We start from the raw sequence: 20,610 nt of genomic DNA, 5'->3' as shown, positions 1-20,610 counted from the left end.
GATCTCTTTGCCCCACAGCCTGACCTTCGAAAAAGACGAGTCAGCAGAGGAATAACCCTCTTTTCACCATATCAACGTAAAAAATCGGTTAGTTTCAAGCGAATTATAAGCGCTTGCTGATAATAGCAGCCCGCCAAGCATAACCGCCGCCGACGGTATCGAACAACAATATCGCGTTGTTTTCATGGGCTTGCGCTTCCAGAATCTCACGCAGATCGGGGCGCGGGGTGACGTGGAATTTCGCAAGCCAGGACTGCAGCATGCGCCGGAACCAGCCCGGCAAGCCTTCCTGCTGGCCGAAATCGACGATGTGCAGCTGGCCGCCGGGATTGAGTGCGGCGAGCGATGCATCAACGGCGCGCTCCCAATCCGGGATCATCGATAGAGCATAGGAAATCAGGATGCGGTCGAAGCCGCTGACGCCGAATTCGCGCGGTGTGAACGCCGTGGCGTCGGCGACGCGGAATTCCGGGATCGTCGCCTTGGTGGCGAAGGTCCTGCGCGCCGAAATCAGCATTTCCTGGGATATGTCGAGGCCGAACAGTTTGGCGGTCGGGAAATGCCGGTGGGCGAAAGCCATGTTGCGCCCCGTGCCGCAGCCGACTTCAAGAAGGGTGCCGCCTTCGGGCACGTCGAGATTGCGGATCGTGCTGTCGCGGCCGAGAAGATAATATTTGCGGGTCAGGTCGTAGATATGGCGCTGGTAGCGATACATGCCATCCATCAGGCTGGCATGTTCATCGCTCTTTTCTGCCGTCTCAGTGCCGACCTTGCTCACGCCTTCTTCCCGTAGATGTGGAAGCCGCCATAGATTGCCGAGCGATCGAGCGCGGTCAGCTCACGTGACTTCTCCTCGAAGTAATCCCACTGGTCGCGGATCACAGAAGCCAGACGGCCTTCGATGATGCTCTTTTCGGCGGCGGTGCGGAAGATCACGCGGGCGCCTTCGCGCGCCGTGCGGGTGATTTCCGTCCAGACGTCGTTCAGTTGCTCGTCCGTCATCCAGTCCTGCGCGTCGAGCAGGATGTAGCGGTCGCGCGAGGCGGCCGGCTCGCGCGCCAGAAGCTCGGTGAAGCTTGCGTGGTGGACGTTGACGCGGTCGACATTGGCGCGGATCACCTCATAGTGCTCCGACTTCAGATAGGTCGGCAGCGGGCCTTCCGCTTCGGTGCCGTAGCGGCGGCCGAAGGCCTGCCAGGCGAAATAGTTGTCGCTCATCGGGAAATGACAGGCGAGCTTTTCCAGGCGGTGCTTCAACACCGGCGCGATCGAATGATCGGCGGCAAGGCTTGCAAGTTCGTCATATTGCTGCGGCGGAATGCCGAGGCCGAAGAGCGAGCTCTTGCGACCGGTGATCCAGCGCACGACCGGCTTTTCGAAGAGCGGCGCGATCTGCTCGTCGAAGAACTGGCGCTGCTCGCGGATCGAGCGGGTCTTGGTCATCTCGCGCAGCTTGACACCATGCAGGCGGGCAAGAAGATGGGCCGCGCCGATGAAGCGGCCGAGCAGACCGGTTTCGTAGATGTTGCGGTCGAAGACGGTGACACGGCGGCGGCCGAACTTGCGGCCGTTCCAGTAGCTGCGGGTCGCCTCATCGAGGCGTGCGGCGAGATGCTGGTCGTAGGCGCGGCTGTTCGACTTCTCGTTCGGCATCGCCAGGAAGCGGACGAGATCGGTATGGCCGGGAAGGTGTTTGAAGGCGGCAAGCTTCAGGCGGTTCAGGGCGATGTGATGCGGGTTGAGATCGACGACGTCGATTGAGGCCGGCGCCTTGGAGAGATAGGCGAGCATGTTGCAGCCGCCAGAACCGATGGTGACGATGCGATGGTTGGGCTTCAGCTCCATCGCCTGCATGTCGAGATCCGGATCCTCCCAGATCTGCGGATAGACGAGGCCGGAAAAGAGAAGGCCGAAGAGACGCTCGGAAAAGCCATCCTTCGAAAAAGCCTTGTGGCGGAGAAGGGCGTCCTTGAGTTTCCGGTTCTTGCGGAAGCCGGCATCCGGTGCAAATTCTGACATGAGTCTGTCACCTTTTTAGCGTTCAGGGCGTGTAACGCGCCTCTGCTACAGTTTGATGACGCGGGCTGTGGAGGCGCCGTTCCTGGGAGACTTCGACCTCCTCGGCAGAGCGACCGGGTGGCTCTCCTGGGAAAGTGATCGGGATGATGGCCGTTCTTCGCTTCGGCCCCTTTCCGGCGCGTGCGATTCCTGCTTCTCTCCCGGCAGGGAGGAATGCCATGCGAATTGTCCTGCGTATCCTGAAGGCGCTCGCTCTCCTTCTCGTTCTCGTCGTCATCGCTGCTGCCGGCTGGCTCTTCATCCGGCCGCCGGAATTGCTGCGCGTCGGCGACGGTTATGCCGCCAAGATCGTCTGCTCCAACGTCTTCATTGCCGGCCGAGGGGCTGAGGATGTGCTCCATGACGATGTCCAGGCGCCCGGAAATCCGTTACTGCGGCTGGTGCGCGTCAGCGTCGACCGTGACAACGACCGTGTGACGGCGCGCTTCATGGGGCTGTTTGCGCCGAGTTATGCGCTCTATCGCGGCGCTTTCGGCTGCACGAGCGTGCCGGACGGCAATTTTGAGGCGGCGGCGAATGCGGTGCCCTTCGATCCGCCGGCCAAGGTGCAGGCGAATGACGCCTTGTGGCCGGAGGGCGAGGGCATCGACAATCCGGCGGACGGGAAGATCGCCGCGCTGCTGGCCGATGCCGGAGTTGCCGGCCCAGCAATGCGGGCGATCGTCGTGGTGCGCAATGGCCGCATCGTCACTGAGGCCTATGGCCCCGGCTTCTCTGCAAAGACGCCGCTAATCGGCTGGTCGATGACGAAGACCGTGAATGCGGCGGTCCTCGGCCGGCTGATGCTCGGCGGCAAGATCTCTTTCGACGATGATAACCTGTTGGCGCAGTGGAAGAACGATACGCGCGCCAGAATCAAGGTTTCCGACCTGCTCGGCATGGAGAGCGGCCTCGCCTTCAACGAGGACTATGGCGACGTCGCCGATGTGACGCGCATGCTCTATCTCGATCCCGACATGGTATCGCTGCCGGCCAATGCACCGATGGAGGCGGCACCCGGCCAACGCTTCCGCTATTCGAGCGGCACGGCCGTGCTGCTGTCGCGCATCTGGATGGACAGGGTCGGCAATGCTCAGGCGGCCTTTTCTTATCCGCACGACGCCTTGTTTTCGCCGCTCGGCATGACGAGCGCGGTGTTCGAACTCGATGCGCGCGGCACCTTTGCCGGAAGCTCCTATCTCTATGCGACGGCGCATGACTGGGCGCGCTTCGGGCAGTTCCTGCTGCAGGATGGCGTGTGGAACGGCCAGCGGCTGTTAGCGGAGGGTTTCGTCGGCGCCATGCGCACCCCGACGGCAGCATCGGACGGGCGGTATACGCAGGGTCAGGCTTGGCTCGCTCCTGGCGGCTCAAGCGCCGCGTTCGGGCTGCCGGAGGATACGTTCTGGCTGACGGGGCATGACGGGCAGAGCATGGCGATCGTCCCCTCCGCCAATCTGATCGTCGTCAGGCTTGGCCTGACGCCGAGCCGGCTCGACTATCAGCCGCAGGTGCTGCTCAAGGCGATCCTGGCGGCATTGCCGCAACCACGTGGGCCGCAACAGCAGGCCGGATCGCAACGACAGACACAGCCGCAGCCATAGGCAGCGGCTTCAGCCATTATCTCCAGATTTCAATAATTACCTTGGGCGATGTCGGTCATGCCCTTGCGCTTGGCGTCGTAATAATAGCCGCGCGCATACAGGCGGACGGCATCGTCTTCCTTACTGTCGGAGACGAGCCAGGCGCCGCGCAGATATTTCGCGGCATATTTGATGTTGGTCTCGGCATCAAAGAGGCCGCCCGGGGCACCGTCATAACCCATGGACTTGGCGGTGTTGTACTTGATCTGCATGAGGCCGAAATAGCCGCGCTTATTGTAGGCCTTCGGATTATAGCGGCTCTCGCGATGGACGATGCGGTGAAGCAACGTCTCGGGAATTTCGTAGACCTTCGAATATTTGGCGATGAGCTTGGTGACAAAGCTCTTCTCGACCGTCGGCGCGTCGTCTTTGTCGTCGTCGCTGAACATCGGGGGCGCCGTCGGCGGATCGATCGGCCCGGATTCGTCGAAACCGTAGTCCATGCTGGCGCGCGGCGTGGTATCGACTGCGGCAAGTGCTGCAAGCGCGCTGTTTTGCGGTGTGGCGGCAAAGGCAAGCTGCGTTGTCGGCTGTGCCGGCGTTCCCGGACGCGGCGTCGGCACGACGGACTGGATCGCCGTCATCTCGGGCGTCAGCGGGATCTGCGCATAGGCTGCCGGCTGCATGCTAAGATCGCCAGGCTGAGAAGCTGTCACGGCCGGCATCGCCGTTGCGGTCAGGGAGGGGGATGATGCCTGGGGAATGGTGGCGCCTGCAACCGCCTGACCGGCTGCGCCTTCGGCTGTCGGGATCGCGGCGAGTGTTGCATCTTCGCCAGGTTTCGGCATCGGCACGACGGTCTGGACAGCTGCCAGTTCGGCCTGGGACGTGTATTCGACGCTCGCACATCCCGTCATCATGCCGCAGAGTATCGTGGAAACGACAAGACTGCGTTTCAGGCCGGATAATCCGATCGCTACCATTCCGCCACTTTCGTGAAATCGCGCCGCCCCGGCAGCGTATAAAAGTTACCAAAAACCTTAAGCCCTGGCGACCCCATTAACCTATTCGTGACATTCCGGCAACCACGGAATATTACTAGGCTGCAATACGGCGATACCCGGCTGTTACGGCACCTGCAGCGATCAACAGAGTGCCTCCGGTGCGGTTTACGGCGCGCTGGATGCTCGCCTTGCGAATCAATCCGCGCGCGGTATGGGCGAGAAAAGCGTAGGTGGAGGCGTTGAGGATCGCCAGCACAAGGAAGGTCGCTTCCATGATCGCCATCTGCCCGACGAAGGGCAGGGCCGGATTGAGGAACTGCGGCACGAAGGCGACGAAGAAGATGATGCTCTTCGGATTGAGGGCGGTGACGACATAGGCGTGGAGGAAGATCTTGAGCGACTTCTCCTCCGGCAGATTGTCGTTGTCGGCAACCGGTTCGCCGATGATGGGAGCCCGCCAGAGCTTGATTCCCAACCAGATCAGGTAGGCGCCGCCGATCCACTTCAAGACGGTGAAGAGGGTCGCGGAGGCGGCCAGAACGGCACCAAGACCGAAGAGGGAAGCCGTCATCGCCGTGAAGTCACCAAGCGCCACGCCGCTCACCGTCGCAAACGCCGTCCTGCGTCCATGACCGAGCGCATAGGAAACGACGAGAAGTATCGTCGGTCCCGGTATGGCCAGCATGATGGCGGATGCGGCCGCAAAAGCGAGCCAAGCTTCAAGTGACATGGTGTCTCCTCCTATTCCTCAGGAATAAGCAAAGACATCATATTAACCATCCGTCAATCACGCTTCTTTGTATTTCTGGCCTATATTGTCCATGACTTCGGCAAACCATCCCGTCGAAAGGTCAAAAGTCTTGCCGCCCTTGATGCGCGGGAATTCTATAGTGCGCAATTTACCGTTCTGGCCTTCATCGTGGCCGGTGACGCCGGAGACTCTATTGAGCGCGCTTTCGACGGCGAGATCGACCATGCTCTGGATCAGCCTGAGGTCATCGCCGTTGGCAGGCGCGGAGCGGGCGAAATAGCCCGATTTCTGCACCAGGGAACGCTCGGCGTCGAGCAGATTGGCGAATTGCTTCTGGAACCAGGCGCCGACATTGATCGTGTCGATTTTCACATGGCCGAAAGCATCGCGCTTGACGGTCTCGCCGGCGGCTTCGCGCTCGGCGACGATGGCGTCGAGGCAGGCGCCTTCTGAGACGAAGACGGTAGCGTGGCCGTTGCGGTCCATGCTCTCCTTCAGACGGGCGGCCTCAGCGTCGAGGTCGAAGGCCATCTCAGGAAGGTAGACGGCGTCGATGCTCTTCAGATGTGCGTTCATCATCAGGCCATCGACATATTGGTTGCGGCTGGTGCGCTGGAGATAGGCGCGAGCGGTGGCGGCCGTCAGCCAGCCAGAATGGCGGCCCATCACCTCGTGGATGACGAGAGTGCGCGGCGCGGCCGTCTGCTCGTTGCCGACATTGTCGAAGAAATGCGCGCCAACTTCGGCGGCCGTCCAGGCGCCGAGCGACTGGCGGATCGGTACGACGTCATTGTCGACAGTCTTCGGCAGGCCGACGACGGTCAGATCGTAGCCGTTGGCGGCGAGGTAGGCTGCAAGGTCGGCGGCCGTGGTGTTGGTGTCGTCGCCGCCGATCGTGTGGAGAATGGTAATGCCGTCATTGGCAAGGCGTTCGGCGGCGACCCGCAGCGGATTCTCGCCTTCCTTGACCAGGCCGCGCTTGACGCAGTCGGCGGCATTGGTGAGCTTGACGCGGCTATTGCCGATCGGCGAGCCGCCATAGCGGTGCAGCAGCGGCGCCTTTTCGCGCATCTCGCGGGTGATCTCGAGGCTGTCGCCGATGAGCACACCCTGGTAGCCCGACTTGTAGGCGACGATATCGAGATCGGGCGCGACGTCGCTGTAGCGTTCGATGAGGCCACCGACAGCGGAAGAGAGACAGGGCGCCAGGCCTCCGGCGGTCAGCATTGCGACTTTCTGCTTGGCCATGATCCCTCCTATGGCGTTTCGGTGCGGCGGCGTTACTTAGCGCATGGATGCGGCAGGGAAAGGGGCCTGTAAAGTAAAGAATTTACGAAAAACGCGCCTTTCTGCCGCGTTGGACTGCAAAGGCGACTGGAAGTGCGATATAATCGTTTCAAGCCCGATCTGCTTGCCGAGAACTGTTGTGGAAATTTCCGTCGCGCGCACCGGAACCCACGTGCCGGGCGATGCCGGCGACTGTCGGCCAGGCGCCTTATACGAGATGAAGCGGGCGCAATGAATCGTTTGCTGCGGTGCGACAATTACCAAATCGTGAAAACTGTGTTCGGCCCTACGACCAATAGTCGCCTTGCAAAGGCTGCGATTCTTTGGTCAAGCTGTTTGCCTGTAAGTTGACAAGTGTGTGAGATTTTCGATGTCCTTCTGGGAAAAACTGTTGAATGCCATTGGCAATACTGCAGGCAATGCGCTGTCTGCGGTGGTCGAGGCTATCCGCACGGTTTTCGAAGGCGATCCCGAGACCCGGCGTAAGGTGGCTTTCTCGGTGGCGATCATCGCGCTGTCGGCCAAGATGGCCAAGGCCGACGGCATCGTCAGCGAGAAGGAGGTTGAAGCCTTCCGCGAAATCTTCGAATTCCCGCAGGATCAGGCAAAGAACGTCGCCAGGCTTTACAACCTCGCGCGCCAAGACGTTGCCGGCTACGAAGCTTATGCCGAACGGCTCTCCACGCTGTGCGTCACCTGCGCGGCCAATTGCCCGGTGCTGGAAGACGTGCTCGATGGCCTCTTCCACATCGCCAAGGCCGACGGGCTGATCCACGAGAAGGAACTGAATTTTCTGCGCCATATCGGCGAGATCTTCCAGATGAGCGAAACTCGCTTCGAGCAGATTGCCGCCCGCCACGTCTCGTCCGGCGGCGATCCATACAAGGTGCTCGGCGTCTCGCCTTCGGACGATTTCCCGACGATCCGCCGCCGTTACCACGGCCTCGTCAGCGAACATCATCCCGATCGGCTGATCTCGCGCGGCGTGCCGAAGGAATTCCACGTGATCGCCAATGAGCGCATGGCGGCGCTGAACGCGGCCTATGAGGCGATCGAGAAGGAACGCCGCGCCGCATGACCTCTTTCGAGGCCGACTGCAGCAGCGCTCGCGTGCAGCCTTCGCCAAACCATGGCGAGCGGGCGGATGGGTGCCGTCCCGACATGATCCTGCTGCACTATACCGGCATGCCGACGGCAGATGGTGCGCTCGACTGGCTCTGTCGCGCCGAAAGCCAAGTTTCCAGCCACTATTTCGTGCATGAGAACGGCGAGGTGGTGCAGCTCGTGCCGGAAACACGGCGTGCCTGGCACGCGGGAAAAAGCAGCTGGCACGGCGAGACTGATATCAATTCGCTGTCGATCGGCATCGAGATCGCCAATGCCGGCCATCCGGGCGGGCTTCCTGATTATCCGAAAGAGCAGATCGCTGCGGTGATCGAATTGTGTCGCGACTGTGTCAAACGTTGGTCGATCACGCCGGAACGGGTGCTCGGGCATTCCGATGTCGCCCCGATCCGCAAGGTCGATCCGGGCGAGAAATTCCCCTGGGCCGAGCTCCACCGGGCAGGCATCGGGCACTGGGTCGAACCGGCAACGATCACCGGTGGGCGCTTCTTCCAGCGCGGCGATACCGGCCAACCTGTGGAAGCGCTGCATTCGATGCTGTCTCTTTATGGTTACAGCACTGAAATAACAGGGGAATTCTCCGAAAAAACGGCGGGCGACGTGGAAGCTTTCCAGCGCCATTTCCGGCCCGAACGGGTGGATGGCATCGCCGATTTCTCGACGATCGACACGCTGCACCGGCTGCTGTCAGCACTGCCGCGTTATTCCTGACCGGAAGAGCCGGATATCAGGGCTGATTTCTTGCGGCCGGCGTGAAATCCACCTCGCCACATCATTTCCCTATTATCTCCTCATTGCGATGGTCTAAGAACGCCCGCTGAACAGCGCTCACGGCTGTTTTCAAGTGTAACCATGAGCGCCAAATGAAACGATAAGAATTGCTGCGGAACGCGAACAGTCATTGATCGCGTGTGACCGGATGACAGCGAGGCGCGCAGTCCTGTAATTCTTTGGGTCGGAGTGAAGAGACTACATGAAGAATATGATTGTTGGTGCTGCGGCATGTGTTGGCATGCTGCTGGCGGGATATAGTTTTGCCTTGGCGAATGATGACTGGGGTGCCAGGGCCGAAACCATCTCGCTGAAAACCGTCGATCGCCAGAGCGGCTATGCCATGCCGGATTTCTCCACGAGCACTCCCTATGCCTCCCTGATCAACAAATATGCCGCTGAATACAACGTGCCCGTGGCACTCGCCCAGGCCGTCGTGCGCGTCGAGAGCAATTTCAATCCGAATGCCCGCGGCAGCGCCGGCGAAGTCGGCCTGATGCAGATCAAGCCGGCGACGGCGCGGATGATGGGCTATTCCGGCACAAAGAAGGGCCTGTTCGATCCGGAGACCAACATCAAATACGGCATGAAATATCTGGCGGCCGCCCATCAGCTTGGCGGCGGGCAGACCTGCAACACCATCCTGAAATACAATGCCGGTCATGCCGCCACGCGCATGAACCCGGTGTCGAAGACCTATTGCGGCAAGGTCCTGGCAATGCTCGACTGAGCATGGCCAGTCGCGTCGGGACGAAATTCCCTTGCGGCATTTTTGCGGATATGAATCAACACGCTTGCCGTGATATCCCGCCTTGAAACGAGGTGGGATATGGCAGTCGATTTCAGGTTCATCATCATCGGAAGCGGCATGATGGGTGCCGCCGCCGCACGGCATCTCTCGTCGATGGCCGACGGCATCGCGCTGATCGGCCCGCGCGAGCCGGATCAGCGCAAGTCCCATCACGGCGTCTTCGCCAGCCACTACGACGAAGCGCGCATCACCCGCACTTTCGACGGCAATCTTGCCTGGGGAACCTTCGCCGCCCGCGCGCTCGACCGCTACGGCGAGATCGAGGCAAGGAGCGGCATTTCCTTCTATTCGGAGGTGGGCTGCCTCTTTGCCGGTCCGACCCCGACGGACGAACAGGACTACATCAACCGGGCACTGACCGTCAGCCGGTCGCTCGGCAGCAATATAGAGACCATCGCTCCGTCGGTGCTTCCCCAACGTTTTCCCTATCTTGCCGTTGCCCCTGATTTCAGCGGATATTTCGAGCGTAAGCGCGCCGGCCACATCAATCCGCGTGCGCTGGTGCGGGCGCAGATCAAGCTTGCCGAACAGGGTGGTGTCTCGCTGATCGAGGCAACCGCGACATCCGTGCACGACGCCGGTTCCCATGTCGAGGTGACGGCCGGCGGCAGAAGCTACAGCGCCGAGCGCGTGCTGGTCGCCGCTGGCGGTTTCAGCAATTTCCATGCCCTGCTGCCGCGTCCCGTCGATACCAGGGTCATGGCGCGCACCGTCGCCTTCTACGAAATCGGCGAGCGCGAGATGGCGGTTTTCGGCGATATCCCGTCGACGATCGTGCTCGGTGACCGGGAAGAGGATCACATCTATATCCTGCCGCCGGTGCGTTATCCCGACGGCAAGACCTATCTGAAACTCGGTGGCGATACCGAGGCGCTTTCCTTCGAGAGGTTGGAGGATGCCGGCGCGTGGTTCCGTTCCGACGGCAATGCTGCCGAGCGCGATCATCTCTCGCGTGTCGCCTTGCAGCTGATGCCGGAGCTTGCCGGTTGCCGCGTGACCTCGGCGCCCTGCGTGGCGAATTTCACACTCACCGGTTATCCCTATGCCGGATTTACGCAGTCGCCACGCGTCGCGGTGCTGACAGGGGGCAATTTCGTCGCGGCCAAATCCTCCGACGAACTAGGGCGGCTGGGAGCGGTGCTTCTGGCGGAAGGACGGCTCGGCGATCAGGATTTCGGCGGCGAACTGACGCCGGTCTTCGCAGCAATTCAAGATGATACAGCGTCCTTTGCGGGTCTGAAAAGACACGCGGCGTCGTAGAGAGGAAAAGCATGGCAGTCGATTTCAAATATATCGTCGTCGGCCGCGGGCTGATGGGGGCAGCGGCGGCGCGGCATCTGGCGCGCCAAGTCGACGGTGTCGCGGTGATCGGTCCGGACGAGCCTGATGACCGCAAGGCGCATCAGGGCGTCTTCGCCAGCCATTACGACGAGGGGCGCATCACCCGTACCATCGATCCCGACCGCAATTGGGCGCTGCTCGCCAACCGTTCGATCGGCCGTTATGGCGAGATCGCCCGCGACAGCGACATCGACTTCTATCGCGAGGTCGGCTGCGTCGTCGTCGCGCCGACGGAGAGCGATTATCTCGAGAGAACCCGACAGGCCGCCATCTCGCTCGGTGTCGAGACCCGCCTTCTCGATGGGGCCGGCCTGAAGGCCGTCTTTCCCTTTTTCGCCTTTCCTGATGGTGGCGCCGGCGTCTTCGAGGCGAGGGGGGCCGGCCACATCAGTCCGCGCAGCCTGGTCAAGGCGCAGTCGCTGCTCGCCGAAAAGGCAGGCGCCACCGTCATTCGTGACTATGTCGTTTCGATCCGTAGCGAGGGCGGCGTGGCTGTCGTCGAGACTGCCGGCGGCCGGACCTGCCGCGGTGAAAAGGTGCTGCTGGCAGCGGGCGGATTTTCCATTGCGGAGAATCTGTTGCCGCGGCCCGTTGCCATGACCGTTTATGCCCGGACCGTGACGCTTTTCGAGGTGGGCGAGGCCGATGCTGTGCGCCTGGCCGCGATGCCGTCGCTCATTCTCCGGGCGCCCGGCATCGATATCTACCTGCTGCCGCCGATCCGGTATCCCGACGGCAAATTCTATCTGAAGATCGGCGGCGATCCCGACGATCTGGCACTCAGCGGCGACGCCGACATGCGCGCCTGGTTCAAGACCGAGGGCCGCGATATGGTGCGCGCGCATCTCAAACGCATCGTTGAAGGTCTAGTGCCCGATATCGTGCCGCTCTCGATTTCGACGGCGGCCTGCGTCGTGTCGCATACGGAAAGTGGCTACCCGATGATTGGCTACACCTCATCGCCAGAAATCGCGGTGCTGACGGGCTGTGCCGGAACGTCGGCCAAGAGCTCGGACGAAATCGGCCGGCTTGGAGCCGAGCTGCTTTTGTCAGGTAGAATCGGCGAACAGGGCTATTCCACGGATTTCACACCGCAATTTCGCTAGAGCATTTCCGTTTTTCTCCGAATCACGGAGGTGCTCTCTCTTTTTGTTGTTCCGCAATTCCGGACGCAAAACCGCTGCGCATTCTTGCTGGAATTGCTCCGAGCGATATCGTTTATTTCGATAGCAATTGCGATCTCTCTCGTTTATGGGAGCCCTGCCAGTTGGCTGGGCAGCCGCGCTTTACCAATGCCGAAAGGCGGTAGGGTGAGGAAAGTCCGGGCTCCACGGAAACACGGTGCCGGATAACGTCCGGCGAGGGCGACCTCAGGGAAAGTGCCACAGAAAGCAAACCGCCTGTCATGACAGGTAAGGGTGAAAGGGTGGGGTAAGAGCCCACCGCATCTCCGGCAACGGAAATGGCACGGTAAACCCCACCGGGAGCAAGACCGAATAGGGATGACGTGGCAGGTCGAAAGGCCTTCCGGCCGGTTTCCAGGCCAGTCATCCGGGTGGGTTGCGCGAGGCAGCGTGCGAACGCTGTCCCAGAGGAATGGCTGCCACGTTCCGGTTCACGCCGGAGCCATACAGAACCCGGCTTACAGGCCAACTGGCGATTACCATCTTGTGGCGCGGCAGCCGGATTTTCAGCGTAAGTCGCTGAAACCGGCTGTTTTCAAGCGGCTGTTTATGCATCCATCGGATGGATTTTTCCTGCAGGCATACCAATGCGTGTCATTTGTAAGATGACGCTGCTAACCCTTTGTTAAACTTAACGGCTTATAAATTTTTGATCATGCGTCCATTGCAAAATGGGCGTATCCCATTGACGCCCATATGGTCCCATGCTATCCCAAATGCGCACTGCACCAGGGCAATCATCTGCCCATTCATCGCAAAGCAAAGGCGTCTTCCTCTCCGGAAGCGTCGGAGGGGTTTTCGCTCATCCGGCTTGCGAAGCTGTGCCTGATATCGGGAGTTTCGGGCGTCTTTTGGTCCGGATCCCTGCGGGAACGGATGTTTCGTGTGATGAGCCGCTTCCTTTCGAACGCGACCAACAGGATCGACGCCAAGGGCAGGGTTTCCGTGCCTTCGGCTTTCCGTTCCGTGCTGGCGCAGCGCAACGTCCAGGAGCTCTACTGCTTTCAGGACTTTGTGTTTCCGGCGATCAGTGTCGGCGGTCCGGATCTTCTCGAAAGATTCGAACGGCAGATTGCTGCGGAGGATCCGTTTTCGCCGGATGCAAACGAGATGTCGCTTCTCATTCATGGAGGCGGGGTCTTCATGAAGCTCGACGCCGAGGGGCGGCTGATGGTCACGGATTTCATTCGGGGCTTCACTGGCATCTCGGACGAAGTGACCTTCGTCGGTCGGGCGGATCATTTTCAGCTCTGGCAGCCGCAGGCTTTTGTGGCCGCACAGGCGCAAGCACGAGGGGAGCGCAAGCTGGCGGGCAAGCGTTCCTGAAAGAACGAGGGAACGGAATGGTGGCGAATCCTGGCGGAGGTTCAACTGATGCCGGTGGCGGACCGGTTCGTCACATTCCTGTTCTTCTCGACGAAGTCCTTGCGGCACTGGCGCCCGCGCCCGGCAAGCTCATCCTCGATGGTACATTCGGTGCGGGCGGTTACAGCTCGGCCATCCTTGCCGCCGGCGCCGAGGTGATCGCGCTCGATCGCGACCCGACAGCGATTGCATCAGGGCAGACAATGGTCGCCGCCCATGGCGGTCGGCTCAGGCTCGTTCATTCGCAATTCTCGCATCTTGGCGATCATGCGCCGCAAGGCGGGCTCGACGGCGTCGTGCTCGATATCGGTGTCTCTTCCATGCAGATCGACGAGGCCGAGCGCGGCTTCTCCTTCCAGAAAAACGGTCCGCTCGATATGCGCATGTCGGCCGAAGGCGTTTCGGCCGCCGATGTCGTCAACCGCGCCAAGGTCGCTGATCTCATCCGCATCTTCCATTTTCTCGGTGAGGAAAGCCAGGCTCCGCGCATCGCCCATGCGATCGAGAAGCGCCGCGCCGAAAAGCCGTTCGAAACGACACGCGACCTCGCCGGTCTCATCGAGCTCGTCACGCCGCGCAAGATGAAGGACAAGATCCATCCGGCAACGCGCGTCTTCCAGGCATTGCGCATCTTCGTCAATGACGAGCTCGGCGAGCTGGCGCAGGCGCTGTTTGCGGCCGAAACGTCGCTGAAGCCAGGCGGGCGGCTTGTCGTCGTCACCTTCCATTCGCTCGAAGACCGCATCGTCAAGAAATTCTTCTCCGACCGCGCCGGCAAGGCGTCGGGTTCGCGGCACCTGCCGGTCGCGCATGAGCGGGCAGCAACCTTTGCGGTCATCGGCAAGTCGATGGTTTCGGCAAGCGAGGCGGAGGCGGAGATCAATCCGCGCGCCCGCTCCGCCAAGCTGCGCGCCGGCCTGAGGACGGACGCTGCCGCCGAGGCCGCGGATATGTCGCTCTTCGGGTTTCCCAATCTTGCCAGCCTCGGAAAGCTTGGTGGTTGATATGCTGAAAACGTTGGATCTCGTGCTCATCGGCGTCATGACGGCCACTGCCGCCGTGACCTACACGATCAAGCACCGCGCCGAATTGAAGCTCGAGGAGGTTCATCGCCTCGAAGCCGAGATCAAGCTCGAGAAGGACACGATCGACCTTCTCAAGGCCGACTGGGCGCTGCAATCGCAGCCGAACCGGCTGGAGCGACTGGTCAGAGCCTATAATGACGAATTGAAGCTGCAGCCGACGGAATCGACGGCGCTGGTGCATGCCAAGGAATTGCCGATGCTGAAATCCGAGGTTCCCGTGCCTGATGTGACGGAGGCCAAAGCCAGCGCCAAAGGCGCGACCGAGGCCAGCGCCAAGAGCGCGACCGTGGCCAGCGCCAAGGGCGCGCAAGCCACCGCCAAGGCGCAGCCCATTCCGATGCCTGCGCCACGCGGCGAGGCAGAGGATGCAGATCAGATCGAAACCGGATCGGTGGAGGAATAATGTCGTTTCTTTCCCGCATCATGGTTTTGAAGAGCCAGGCGCATTTCTCCGCCGGCGTCTATAACCGCTTCGGTGGTCCTTCCCCTGCCGGCCTGGCGATCGAGGGATCGCGCAAGAAGAAATCAGGGCAGGCGAAAAGCCGCGTCGGCCTGCTGATCCTTGGTTTCATGGGTGTCTACGCCGTCATCGGCGGCCGTCTTGTCGAATATGCGATGAAGGACCAGGAGGTCGTCTCCAGCATCCTGCCGCCCGACCGGCTGATGGCCTCGCGCCCCGACATTCTCGATCGCAACGGCGAGGTGCTGGCGACCGACATCCGTACCGTCTCGCTGTTTGCCGAACCGAACAAGATCGTCGACGCCGACGAGGCGGTCGAGAAGCTTGCGACGGTGCTGCCCGAGCTCGACGTCAAGGACACCTACAAGAAGCTCTCGGTCAAGACCTCGCATTTCGCCTGGCTGCGCCGACAGCTGACGCCGAAGCAGCAGAGCCAGATCCTGGCGCTCGGCATTCCCGGCATCGGCTTCCGGCCGGAGAAGCGCCGCTTCTATCCGGGCGGCTCGACCGCCGCGCATATCCTCGGTTACGTCAACATCGACAACCGCGGTGTCGCCGGCATGGAGAAATTCATCGACGACCAGGGGCTGGCCGATCTCGCCTCCGTCGGCATGACCAGCGACCAGCCGCTCGAGCCGGTGCGCCTTTCGATCGACCTGCGCGTGCAGAACATCGTGCGGGACGCGGTCGTCAACGCCGTCAACAACTTCCAGTCCAAGGGCGCGGGTGCTGCGGTCATCGACGTGCATACGGGAGAAGTGCTGGCGATGGCATCGGCGCCGGATTTCGATCCGAACGATCCGCAGGAAGGCGCCAAGGAGGGTTGGCTCAACCGGATGACTAACGGCACCTTCGAAATGGGCTCGACCTTCAAGACCTTTTCGCTGGCCATGGCGCTCGATAGCGGCAAGGTGAAGATGACCGACAGTTTCGATGCCAGCAAATCGATCTATATCGGCGGTTTCACTATCCACGATTTTCACGGGCAGCGCCGCTGGCTGACTGTTCCCGAGATTTTCCAATATTCTTCGAATATCGGCACGGCGCGCGTCATCGACATCGTCGGCATCGACGCGCAGAAGGACTATCTGACCAAGTTCGGCCTGTTGACCAAGATGCAGACCGAGCTGCCCGAAGTGAAGATGCCGAGCCAGCCGCGCGTCTGGAAGAAGATCAATTCGATCACGATTTCCTTCGGCCATGGCGTCTCGACGACGGCACTGCAGACAGGGGTGGCGGCCGCCGCTCTCGTCAACGGCGGCAAGCTCATCGAGCCGACATTCCTGCCGCGCACGCGCGAACAGGCTGATGAGATTGCCACGCAGGTGATCAAGAAGTCGACCAGCGACGAGATTCGCTATCTGCTTGACTTCAACGGGTACAAGGGATCCGGGCGCGTCGCCCGCGTGCCGGGCTTTTCCGTCGGCAGCAAGACCGGCACGGCTGACAAGGTGGTGAACGGCCGTTATTCGGCGACCCTGAATTTCAATTCCTTCATCGCCGCATTCCCGATCAACGATCCCAAATATGCGGTGATCACCTTCTGCGACGAGCCGAAGACCGGTGAGAAGGCCTATGGCGGAACGATCTCCGCCGGTACCGCCGGGCCGATTGCCCGCGAGATCATCAGCCGCGCGGCCCCCATTCTCGGCATCGAGCCGAAATTCGGGGAGGGCGGATCGGCCTTGCTGGTGTCTTATTGAGTGTGAATGAATATCGACGCCGATTCGCGAGGGGTGAACCGGCTTCAAGAGAGAAAAGTGCATTCGATGAAATTGCGAGACTTGGCCGGAGATCAGTTTCCGGAACTTGAAGCACAGCTCGAAGGCCCGGCAGGCTTGCTTGATATCTCAGGCCTGTCTTCGGACAGCCGCAAGGTGGCGCCGGGCAATGCTTTCGTGGCGGTCGCCGGTACCAAGGCGGACGGTACGGGCTTCATCGCGGATGCCGCCGGCCGCGGCGCTGCCGTCGCGATCGCCTCCCAAGCCGTCGCTGCTTCGATCCCGGTGCTTGCGGTCAAAGAGCCGCGCCGTTTCCTTTCCATCGCCGCCGCGCGTTTCCACGGCAGGCAGCCCGATACTATGGTCGCCGTCACCGGCACCGCGGGCAAAACCTCCGTCGCTTCTTTCACCCGGCAGATCTGGGCGCATGCCGGCCACGCGGCCGCGATGATCGGCACGACGGGCGTCGTCTCGCCGACGCGCAACGAATATGGCTCGCTGACGACGCCCGATCCTGTGTCGCTGCATGAGCTGCTGGCGGAACTTGCCGGAGAAGGCGTGACGCATGCCGCGATGGAGGCCTCCAGTCACGGCCTCGACCAGTGCCGGCTCGACGGCGTCAGGCTTGCCGCCGCCGCGTTCACCAATCTCGGCCGGGACCACATGGATTATCATCCCACGATAGAGGCCTATATGGCCGCCAAGATGCGGCTTTTCGATACGCTGTTGCCGAAGGGATCGCCGGCGGTGATCTTCGCGGACGATCCGTGGTCGGCTCAGGCGATCAAGGCCGCGACCGGTGCCGGTCACGACGTTCGTACCGTCGGGCGAAAGGGTAACTACCTCTCATTGAAGCGGGTCGAGCACTTCCGCCACAAGCAGATGGCCGAGGTCCATATCGGCGGCGAGATCTTCGAGGTGGACATTCCGCTGGCCGGCGACTTTCAGGTGGCCAACGCGCTGGTCGCGGCGGGGCTTGCCATGTCGACCGGCGTTGAGGCGAAGGTTGCGATGGCTGCGCTCGAGAAGCTCGTCGGCGCGTCCGGCCGTCTCGAACTCGTCGGCCACACGAAAGACGGCGCACTCGCTTATGTCGACTATGCCCACAAGCCGGATGCTCTGGAAAACGTGCTGGGCTCGGTCAGACCTTTCACCACCGGCCGCGTCATCGTCGTTTTCGGCTGCGGCGGCGACCGTGACCGCGGCAAGCGGCCGATCATGGGCGAAATCGCCTGCCGTCTTGCCGAGGTCGTCATCGTCACCGACGATAATCCCCGTTCTGAGGAGCCGGCCTCGATCCGGGCGGAGATCATGGCGGCAGCGAGTTGCGCCTCGGAAATCGCCGATCGCGCCACGGCGATCCGCGAGGCGGTCAGTATGCTGAGATCCGGCGATACGCTGATCGTCGCCGGCAAGGGGCATGAGGAAGGGCAGACGATCGGCGACGTCACCCTGCCGTTCTCCGATCATGCGGAGGTGCGCAAGGCCTTGGAGGACCTGAAATCTTGAGCTGGCTCTGGACGACCGAAGACATGATCGCAGCGATGGCGGGGCGCCCCTTCGGCACTCTGCCCGAAGGCATCACCGGCATCTCCATCGACAGCCGCTCGATTGCTCCAGGCGAAGCCTTCTTCGCGATCAAGGGCGACCGTGTCGATGGTCACGATTACGCATCGATGGCGATGGCGAACGGCGCCTCCCTTCTCGTCGTCAGCGAGGCGAGGCTTCCCGCCATGGGCCGTCTGACGGTGCCGATGATCGTCGTGGAAGACGTGCTCGCGGCACTTGGCCGGCTCGGCCTTGCCTCGCGCGAGCGCTCTAAGGCCCAGATCATCGCGGTGACGGGATCTGTGGGAAAGACGACCACCAAGGAAATGCTGCGGCATGTGCTGTCGCCCTCCGGCAAGGTGCACGCCTCCGTCGCCTCCTTCAACAATCATTGGGGCGTGCCGCTGACGCTGGCACGCATGGCTGAGGATACGGATTACGGCGTCTTCGAAGTCGGAATGAACCATCCCGGCGAGATCCGGCCGCTGGTGGCGATGATTCGTCCCGATGTCGCCATCATCACGACGATCGCGCCGGCGCATCTCGGCAATTTCAAGAACATCAAGGAAATCGCCGCCGCCAAGGCCGAGATCTTCGAGGGGCTGGAACCCGGTGGGCATGTCGTGCTCAACCGCGACAACGACCAGTTCAATTTCCTCGACCGCACGGCGCAATCGCTCGGCATCGAGCATATCCATTCCTTCGGCCAGCATGCCAAGGCTGAATTCCGGCTCGCAGAATTCAATGGTTCCGACGAGAATTCGACGCTGTGGCTGACGATCGGCGGCGAGACGCTGGAAGTTGCGCTCGGCGCGCCGGGCCGCCATATCGCCGAGAATGCGCTCGCAGCGCTCGGCGTCGTCAGGATCGTCGGCGCCGATATGCAGAAGGCGATCGAAGCGCTTGCGACGCTGAAGCCGGAAAAGGGCAGGGGCAAGCGCCACCGGCTTTCGATCGGCGGCGGCAGCTTCACGCTGATCGACGAGAGCTACAATGCCAATCCGGCCTCGATGCGCGCGGCGATCGCGCTGCTGGCGGCCTCCGAGCCGACCGGCCGCGGACGCCGTATCGCCGTGCTCGGCGACATGCTGGAAATGGGCGACTATGCGCAGAAGGTCCATACCGACCTTGCCGTGCCGCTGCTTGCTGCCGGTATCGAACATGTCTGGTTGGCCGGAGCGGAGATGGCTGCGCTCAAGGAATCGTTGCCGGAAAGCGTCCATGTCGAATATCGCGAGAACACGAGCGAATTGACGGACTATGTATTGAACTCGGTCGCGCCAGGCGACGTGTTGATGGTGAAATCGTCTCTGGGCATCGGTTTCGGCAAGATCGTCGCCGCGCTCCTTGACAAGTTCCCGCCATTTGCCGACACGCAACGCGAATTTTGATCGGGTAAACAAGGGGCCCTGAATGCTGATCTGGCTTGTCGAACTGTCGGAATATTTCAAATTTCTGAATCTGTTCAGATATATTACCTTCCGCACGGGGGCCGCTCTCTTTACCTCAGCGCTGATCGTCTTCCTGTTCGGGCCGACGATCATCAATTCGCTGCGCATCCGGCAAGGCAAGGGCCAGCCGATCCGCGCCGACGGGCCGCAGACGCATTTCAAGAAGGCCGGCACGCCCACCATGGGCGGGCTGATGATCCTCGCCGGCATCGTCGGCGCATCGCTGCTCTGGGCCGATCTTTCCAATGTCTATGTCGTCGCGACGCTGCTGGTGACGCTGGGCTTCGGCGCGATCGGCTTCTACGACGATTACCTTAAGGTCACGAAGCAGAGCCATATGGGCTTTTCCGGCAAGGCGCGTCTCGGCATCGAATTCGTCATCGCCGGCATCGCCGTCTATTTCATGATGCGCACCGCCCTTGCCTCGGGGATTGCCGGCTCGACCTTCGGCTCCTCGATCGCCTTTCCCTTCTTCAAGGACTTCATGATCAATATCGGCATCATGTTCGTCGTCTTCGGCGGCTTCGTCATTGTCGGCGCCGGCAATGCCGTCAACCTGACCGACGGTCTCGACGGGCTTGCCATCGTGCCTGTGATGATCGCCGCCGCCTCCTTCGGCGTCATCGCCTATCTCGCCGGCAACGTGGTGTTTGCGAATTACCTGCAGATCAATTTCGTGCCCGGCACCGGCGAACTCGCCGTCGTGCTTGGCGCCGTCATCGGCGCTGGTCTCGGTTTTCTCTGGTTCAACGCGCCGCCGGCCGCCATCTTCATGGGCGACACGGGGTCGCTGGCACTCGGCGGCACGATCGGCACCGTCGCCGTCGCCACCAAGCACGAGATCGTCATGGCAATCATCGGCGGCCTCTTCGTCATCGAGACGCTGTCCGTCATCATCCAGGTCGGCTTCTTCAAGATGACTGGCCGGCGCGTCTTCCTGATGGCGCCGATCCATCATCACTTCGAGAAGAAGGGCTGGACCGAGAGCCAGGTGGTGATCCGCTTCTGGATCGTTGCCGTCGGCCTTGCGATGCTCGGCCTTTCGACGCTGAAGCTCCGGTGAGG

The 20,610-nt window shown here is 61.5% G+C and carries 18 protein-coding genes and 1 other RNA gene; 14 read left to right on the top strand and 5 right to left on the bottom strand.

The genetic code is table 11. The features are described 5' to 3' along the window. Window positions 1–103: 103 nt before the first annotated feature. Window positions 104–778 (bottom strand): class I SAM-dependent methyltransferase, encoded by a 675-nt coding sequence (locus J3P73_RS17000; RefSeq protein WP_018074127.1) that lies wholly within the window; start codon window positions 776–778, stop codon window positions 104–106. Next, window positions 775–2,019, bottom strand: coding sequence for a BtaA family protein (locus tag J3P73_RS16995; protein WP_024320768.1), 1,245 nt, complete (start codon window positions 2,017–2,019; stop codon window positions 775–777). Before J3P73_RS16995 ends, J3P73_RS17000 begins: the two co-directional genes overlap by 4 nt. A gap of 218 nt (window positions 2,020–2,237) precedes the next feature. Here J3P73_RS16995 and J3P73_RS16990 point away from each other — a divergent pair, with 218 nt between their 5' ends. Next, window positions 2,238–3,662 carry a serine hydrolase domain-containing protein gene (locus tag J3P73_RS16990; RefSeq protein WP_130692239.1) on the top strand — a complete coding sequence of 475 codons (1,425 nt, stop codon included), beginning with the start codon at window positions 2,238–2,240 and terminating at the stop codon, window positions 3,660–3,662. A 29-nt stretch (window positions 3,663–3,691) separates the two neighbouring features. Here J3P73_RS16990 and J3P73_RS16985 read toward each other — a convergent pair whose 3' ends face one another. The 3 genes from J3P73_RS16985 to J3P73_RS16975 form a co-directional block, all read right to left on the bottom strand. After that, window positions 3,692–4,624, bottom strand: coding sequence for a lytic transglycosylase domain-containing protein (locus J3P73_RS16985; protein ID WP_130692237.1), 933 nt, complete (start codon window positions 4,622–4,624; stop codon window positions 3,692–3,694). 115 nt (window positions 4,625–4,739) lie between these two features. Beyond that, a complete protein-coding gene (locus tag J3P73_RS16980) occupies window positions 4,740–5,375 on the bottom strand; it encodes a LysE family translocator (protein ID WP_017965118.1) in 636 nt (211 codons plus the stop codon). A gap of 57 nt (window positions 5,376–5,432) precedes the next feature. Beyond that, window positions 5,433–6,644 (bottom strand): pyrophosphate--fructose-6-phosphate 1-phosphotransferase, encoded by a 1,212-nt coding sequence (locus J3P73_RS16975; RefSeq protein ID WP_018074131.1) that lies wholly within the window; start codon window positions 6,642–6,644, stop codon window positions 5,433–5,435. Window positions 6,645–7,053: 409 nt separating this feature from the next. On the opposite strand from J3P73_RS16975, the gene J3P73_RS16970 reads away from it, so the two are divergent. From J3P73_RS16970 to mraY, 13 genes are all read left to right on the top strand, one after another. Beyond that, window positions 7,054–7,761, top strand: a complete 708-nt coding sequence (locus J3P73_RS16970; protein WP_003561040.1) for a J domain-containing protein — start codon at window positions 7,054–7,056, stop codon at window positions 7,759–7,761. Next, window positions 7,758–8,519, top strand: coding sequence for a peptidoglycan recognition protein family protein (locus J3P73_RS16965; RefSeq protein WP_130692235.1), 762 nt, complete (start codon window positions 7,758–7,760; stop codon window positions 8,517–8,519). Before J3P73_RS16970 ends, J3P73_RS16965 begins: the two co-directional genes overlap by 4 nt. A gap of 262 nt (window positions 8,520–8,781) precedes the next feature. Continuing rightward, window positions 8,782–9,309 carry a lytic transglycosylase domain-containing protein gene (locus J3P73_RS16960; protein ID WP_018074133.1) on the top strand — a complete coding sequence of 176 codons (528 nt, stop codon included), beginning with the start codon at window positions 8,782–8,784 and terminating at the stop codon, window positions 9,307–9,309. Window positions 9,310–9,408: 99 nt separating this feature from the next. Further along, entirely contained in the window at window positions 9,409–10,650 is a 1,242-nt protein-coding gene (locus tag J3P73_RS16955) for an NAD(P)/FAD-dependent oxidoreductase (protein ID WP_130692233.1), read from the top strand. Between the two features lie 11 nt (window positions 10,651–10,661). Continuing rightward, entirely contained in the window at window positions 10,662–11,837 is a 1,176-nt protein-coding gene (locus tag J3P73_RS16950; protein ID WP_130655907.1) for an NAD(P)/FAD-dependent oxidoreductase, read from the top strand. A gap of 157 nt (window positions 11,838–11,994) precedes the next feature. Further along, an RNA gene (rnpB, locus tag J3P73_RS16945) (RNase P RNA component class A) lies at window positions 11,995–12,392 on the top strand. Between the two features lie 411 nt (window positions 12,393–12,803). Continuing rightward, the gene (mraZ, locus tag J3P73_RS16940; RefSeq protein ID WP_024320776.1) at window positions 12,804–13,241 is read left to right on the top strand and encodes a division/cell wall cluster transcriptional repressor MraZ; all 438 of its coding nucleotides are present in this window, start codon (window positions 12,804–12,806) and stop codon (window positions 13,239–13,241) included. A gap of 17 nt (window positions 13,242–13,258) precedes the next feature. Further along, window positions 13,259–14,284 (top strand): 16S rRNA (cytosine(1402)-N(4))-methyltransferase RsmH, encoded by a 1,026-nt coding sequence (gene rsmH, locus J3P73_RS16935; RefSeq protein ID WP_130692231.1) that lies wholly within the window; start codon window positions 13,259–13,261, stop codon window positions 14,282–14,284. 1 nt (window position 14,285) lies between these two features. Further along, window positions 14,286–14,768, top strand: a complete 483-nt coding sequence (gene ftsL, locus J3P73_RS16930) for a cell division protein FtsL (RefSeq protein WP_130692229.1) — start codon at window positions 14,286–14,288, stop codon at window positions 14,766–14,768. Continuing rightward, window positions 14,768–16,528, top strand: coding sequence for a peptidoglycan D,D-transpeptidase FtsI family protein (locus J3P73_RS16925; RefSeq protein WP_017965108.1), 1,761 nt, complete (start codon window positions 14,768–14,770; stop codon window positions 16,526–16,528). The genes ftsL and J3P73_RS16925 overlap by 1 nt, the downstream gene beginning before the upstream one ends. Window positions 16,529–16,534: 6 nt before the next feature. Continuing rightward, on the top strand, window positions 16,535–18,055 hold the full coding sequence (locus tag J3P73_RS16920) for a UDP-N-acetylmuramoyl-L-alanyl-D-glutamate--2,6-diaminopimelate ligase (protein ID WP_130692227.1): 1,521 nt from the start codon (window positions 16,535–16,537) through the stop codon (window positions 18,053–18,055). Continuing rightward, entirely contained in the window at window positions 18,052–19,485 is a 1,434-nt protein-coding gene (locus tag J3P73_RS16915; protein WP_128407048.1) for a UDP-N-acetylmuramoylalanyl-D-glutamyl-2,6-diaminopimelate--D-alanyl-D-alanine ligase, read from the top strand. The genes J3P73_RS16920 and J3P73_RS16915 overlap by 4 nt, the downstream gene beginning before the upstream one ends. Before the next feature lie 22 nt (window positions 19,486–19,507). Continuing rightward, a complete protein-coding gene (gene mraY, locus J3P73_RS16910) occupies window positions 19,508–20,608 on the top strand; it encodes a phospho-N-acetylmuramoyl-pentapeptide-transferase (protein ID WP_003541415.1) in 1,101 nt (366 codons plus the stop codon). Window positions 20,609–20,610: the final 2 nt, after the last annotated feature.

Origin of the sequence: Rhizobium ruizarguesonis (genome assembly GCF_017357285.1) — a bacterium.
In the GTDB taxonomy this organism is placed as follows: domain Bacteria; phylum Pseudomonadota; class Alphaproteobacteria; order Rhizobiales; family Rhizobiaceae; genus Rhizobium; species Rhizobium ruizarguesonis.
The sequence above is the reverse complement of the archived record's forward strand: the minus strand, read 5'-3'. Positions and strand labels throughout refer to the sequence as shown.

What these genes read in the sequence shown, in the direction of transcription:
- J3P73_RS16925 (WP_017965108.1), top strand. Translation starts at nt 14,768, where the DNA reads ATGTCGTTTCTTTCCCGCATCATGGTTTTGAAGAGCCAGGCGCATTTC.
- J3P73_RS16985 (WP_130692237.1), bottom strand. Translation starts at nt 4,624, where the DNA reads ATGGTAGCGATCGGATTATCCGGCCTGAAACGCAGTCTTGTCGTTTCC.
- J3P73_RS16990 (WP_130692239.1), top strand. Translation starts at nt 2,238, where the DNA reads ATGCGAATTGTCCTGCGTATCCTGAAGGCGCTCGCTCTCCTTCTCGTT.
- J3P73_RS16970 (WP_003561040.1), top strand. Translation starts at nt 7,054, where the DNA reads ATGTCCTTCTGGGAAAAACTGTTGAATGCCATTGGCAATACTGCAGGC.
- rsmH (WP_130692231.1), top strand. Translation starts at nt 13,259, where the DNA reads ATGGTGGCGAATCCTGGCGGAGGTTCAACTGATGCCGGTGGCGGACCG.
- J3P73_RS16955 (WP_130692233.1), top strand. Translation starts at nt 9,409, where the DNA reads ATGGCAGTCGATTTCAGGTTCATCATCATCGGAAGCGGCATGATGGGT.
- J3P73_RS16980 (WP_017965118.1), bottom strand. Translation starts at nt 5,375, where the DNA reads ATGTCACTTGAAGCTTGGCTCGCTTTTGCGGCCGCATCCGCCATCATG.
- J3P73_RS16965 (WP_130692235.1), top strand. Translation starts at nt 7,758, where the DNA reads ATGACCTCTTTCGAGGCCGACTGCAGCAGCGCTCGCGTGCAGCCTTCG.
- ftsL (WP_130692229.1), top strand. Translation starts at nt 14,286, where the DNA reads ATGCTGAAAACGTTGGATCTCGTGCTCATCGGCGTCATGACGGCCACT.
- J3P73_RS16960 (WP_018074133.1), top strand. Translation starts at nt 8,782, where the DNA reads ATGAAGAATATGATTGTTGGTGCTGCGGCATGTGTTGGCATGCTGCTG.
- J3P73_RS16920 (WP_130692227.1), top strand. Translation starts at nt 16,535, where the DNA reads ATGAATATCGACGCCGATTCGCGAGGGGTGAACCGGCTTCAAGAGAGA.
- J3P73_RS16975 (WP_018074131.1), bottom strand. Translation starts at nt 6,644, where the DNA reads ATGGCCAAGCAGAAAGTCGCAATGCTGACCGCCGGAGGCCTGGCGCCC.
- J3P73_RS16950 (WP_130655907.1), top strand. Translation starts at nt 10,662, where the DNA reads ATGGCAGTCGATTTCAAATATATCGTCGTCGGCCGCGGGCTGATGGGG.
- mraY (WP_003541415.1), top strand. Translation starts at nt 19,508, where the DNA reads ATGCTGATCTGGCTTGTCGAACTGTCGGAATATTTCAAATTTCTGAAT.
- mraZ (WP_024320776.1), top strand. Translation starts at nt 12,804, where the DNA reads ATGAGCCGCTTCCTTTCGAACGCGACCAACAGGATCGACGCCAAGGGC.
- J3P73_RS16995 (WP_024320768.1), bottom strand. Translation starts at nt 2,019, where the DNA reads ATGTCAGAATTTGCACCGGATGCCGGCTTCCGCAAGAACCGGAAACTC.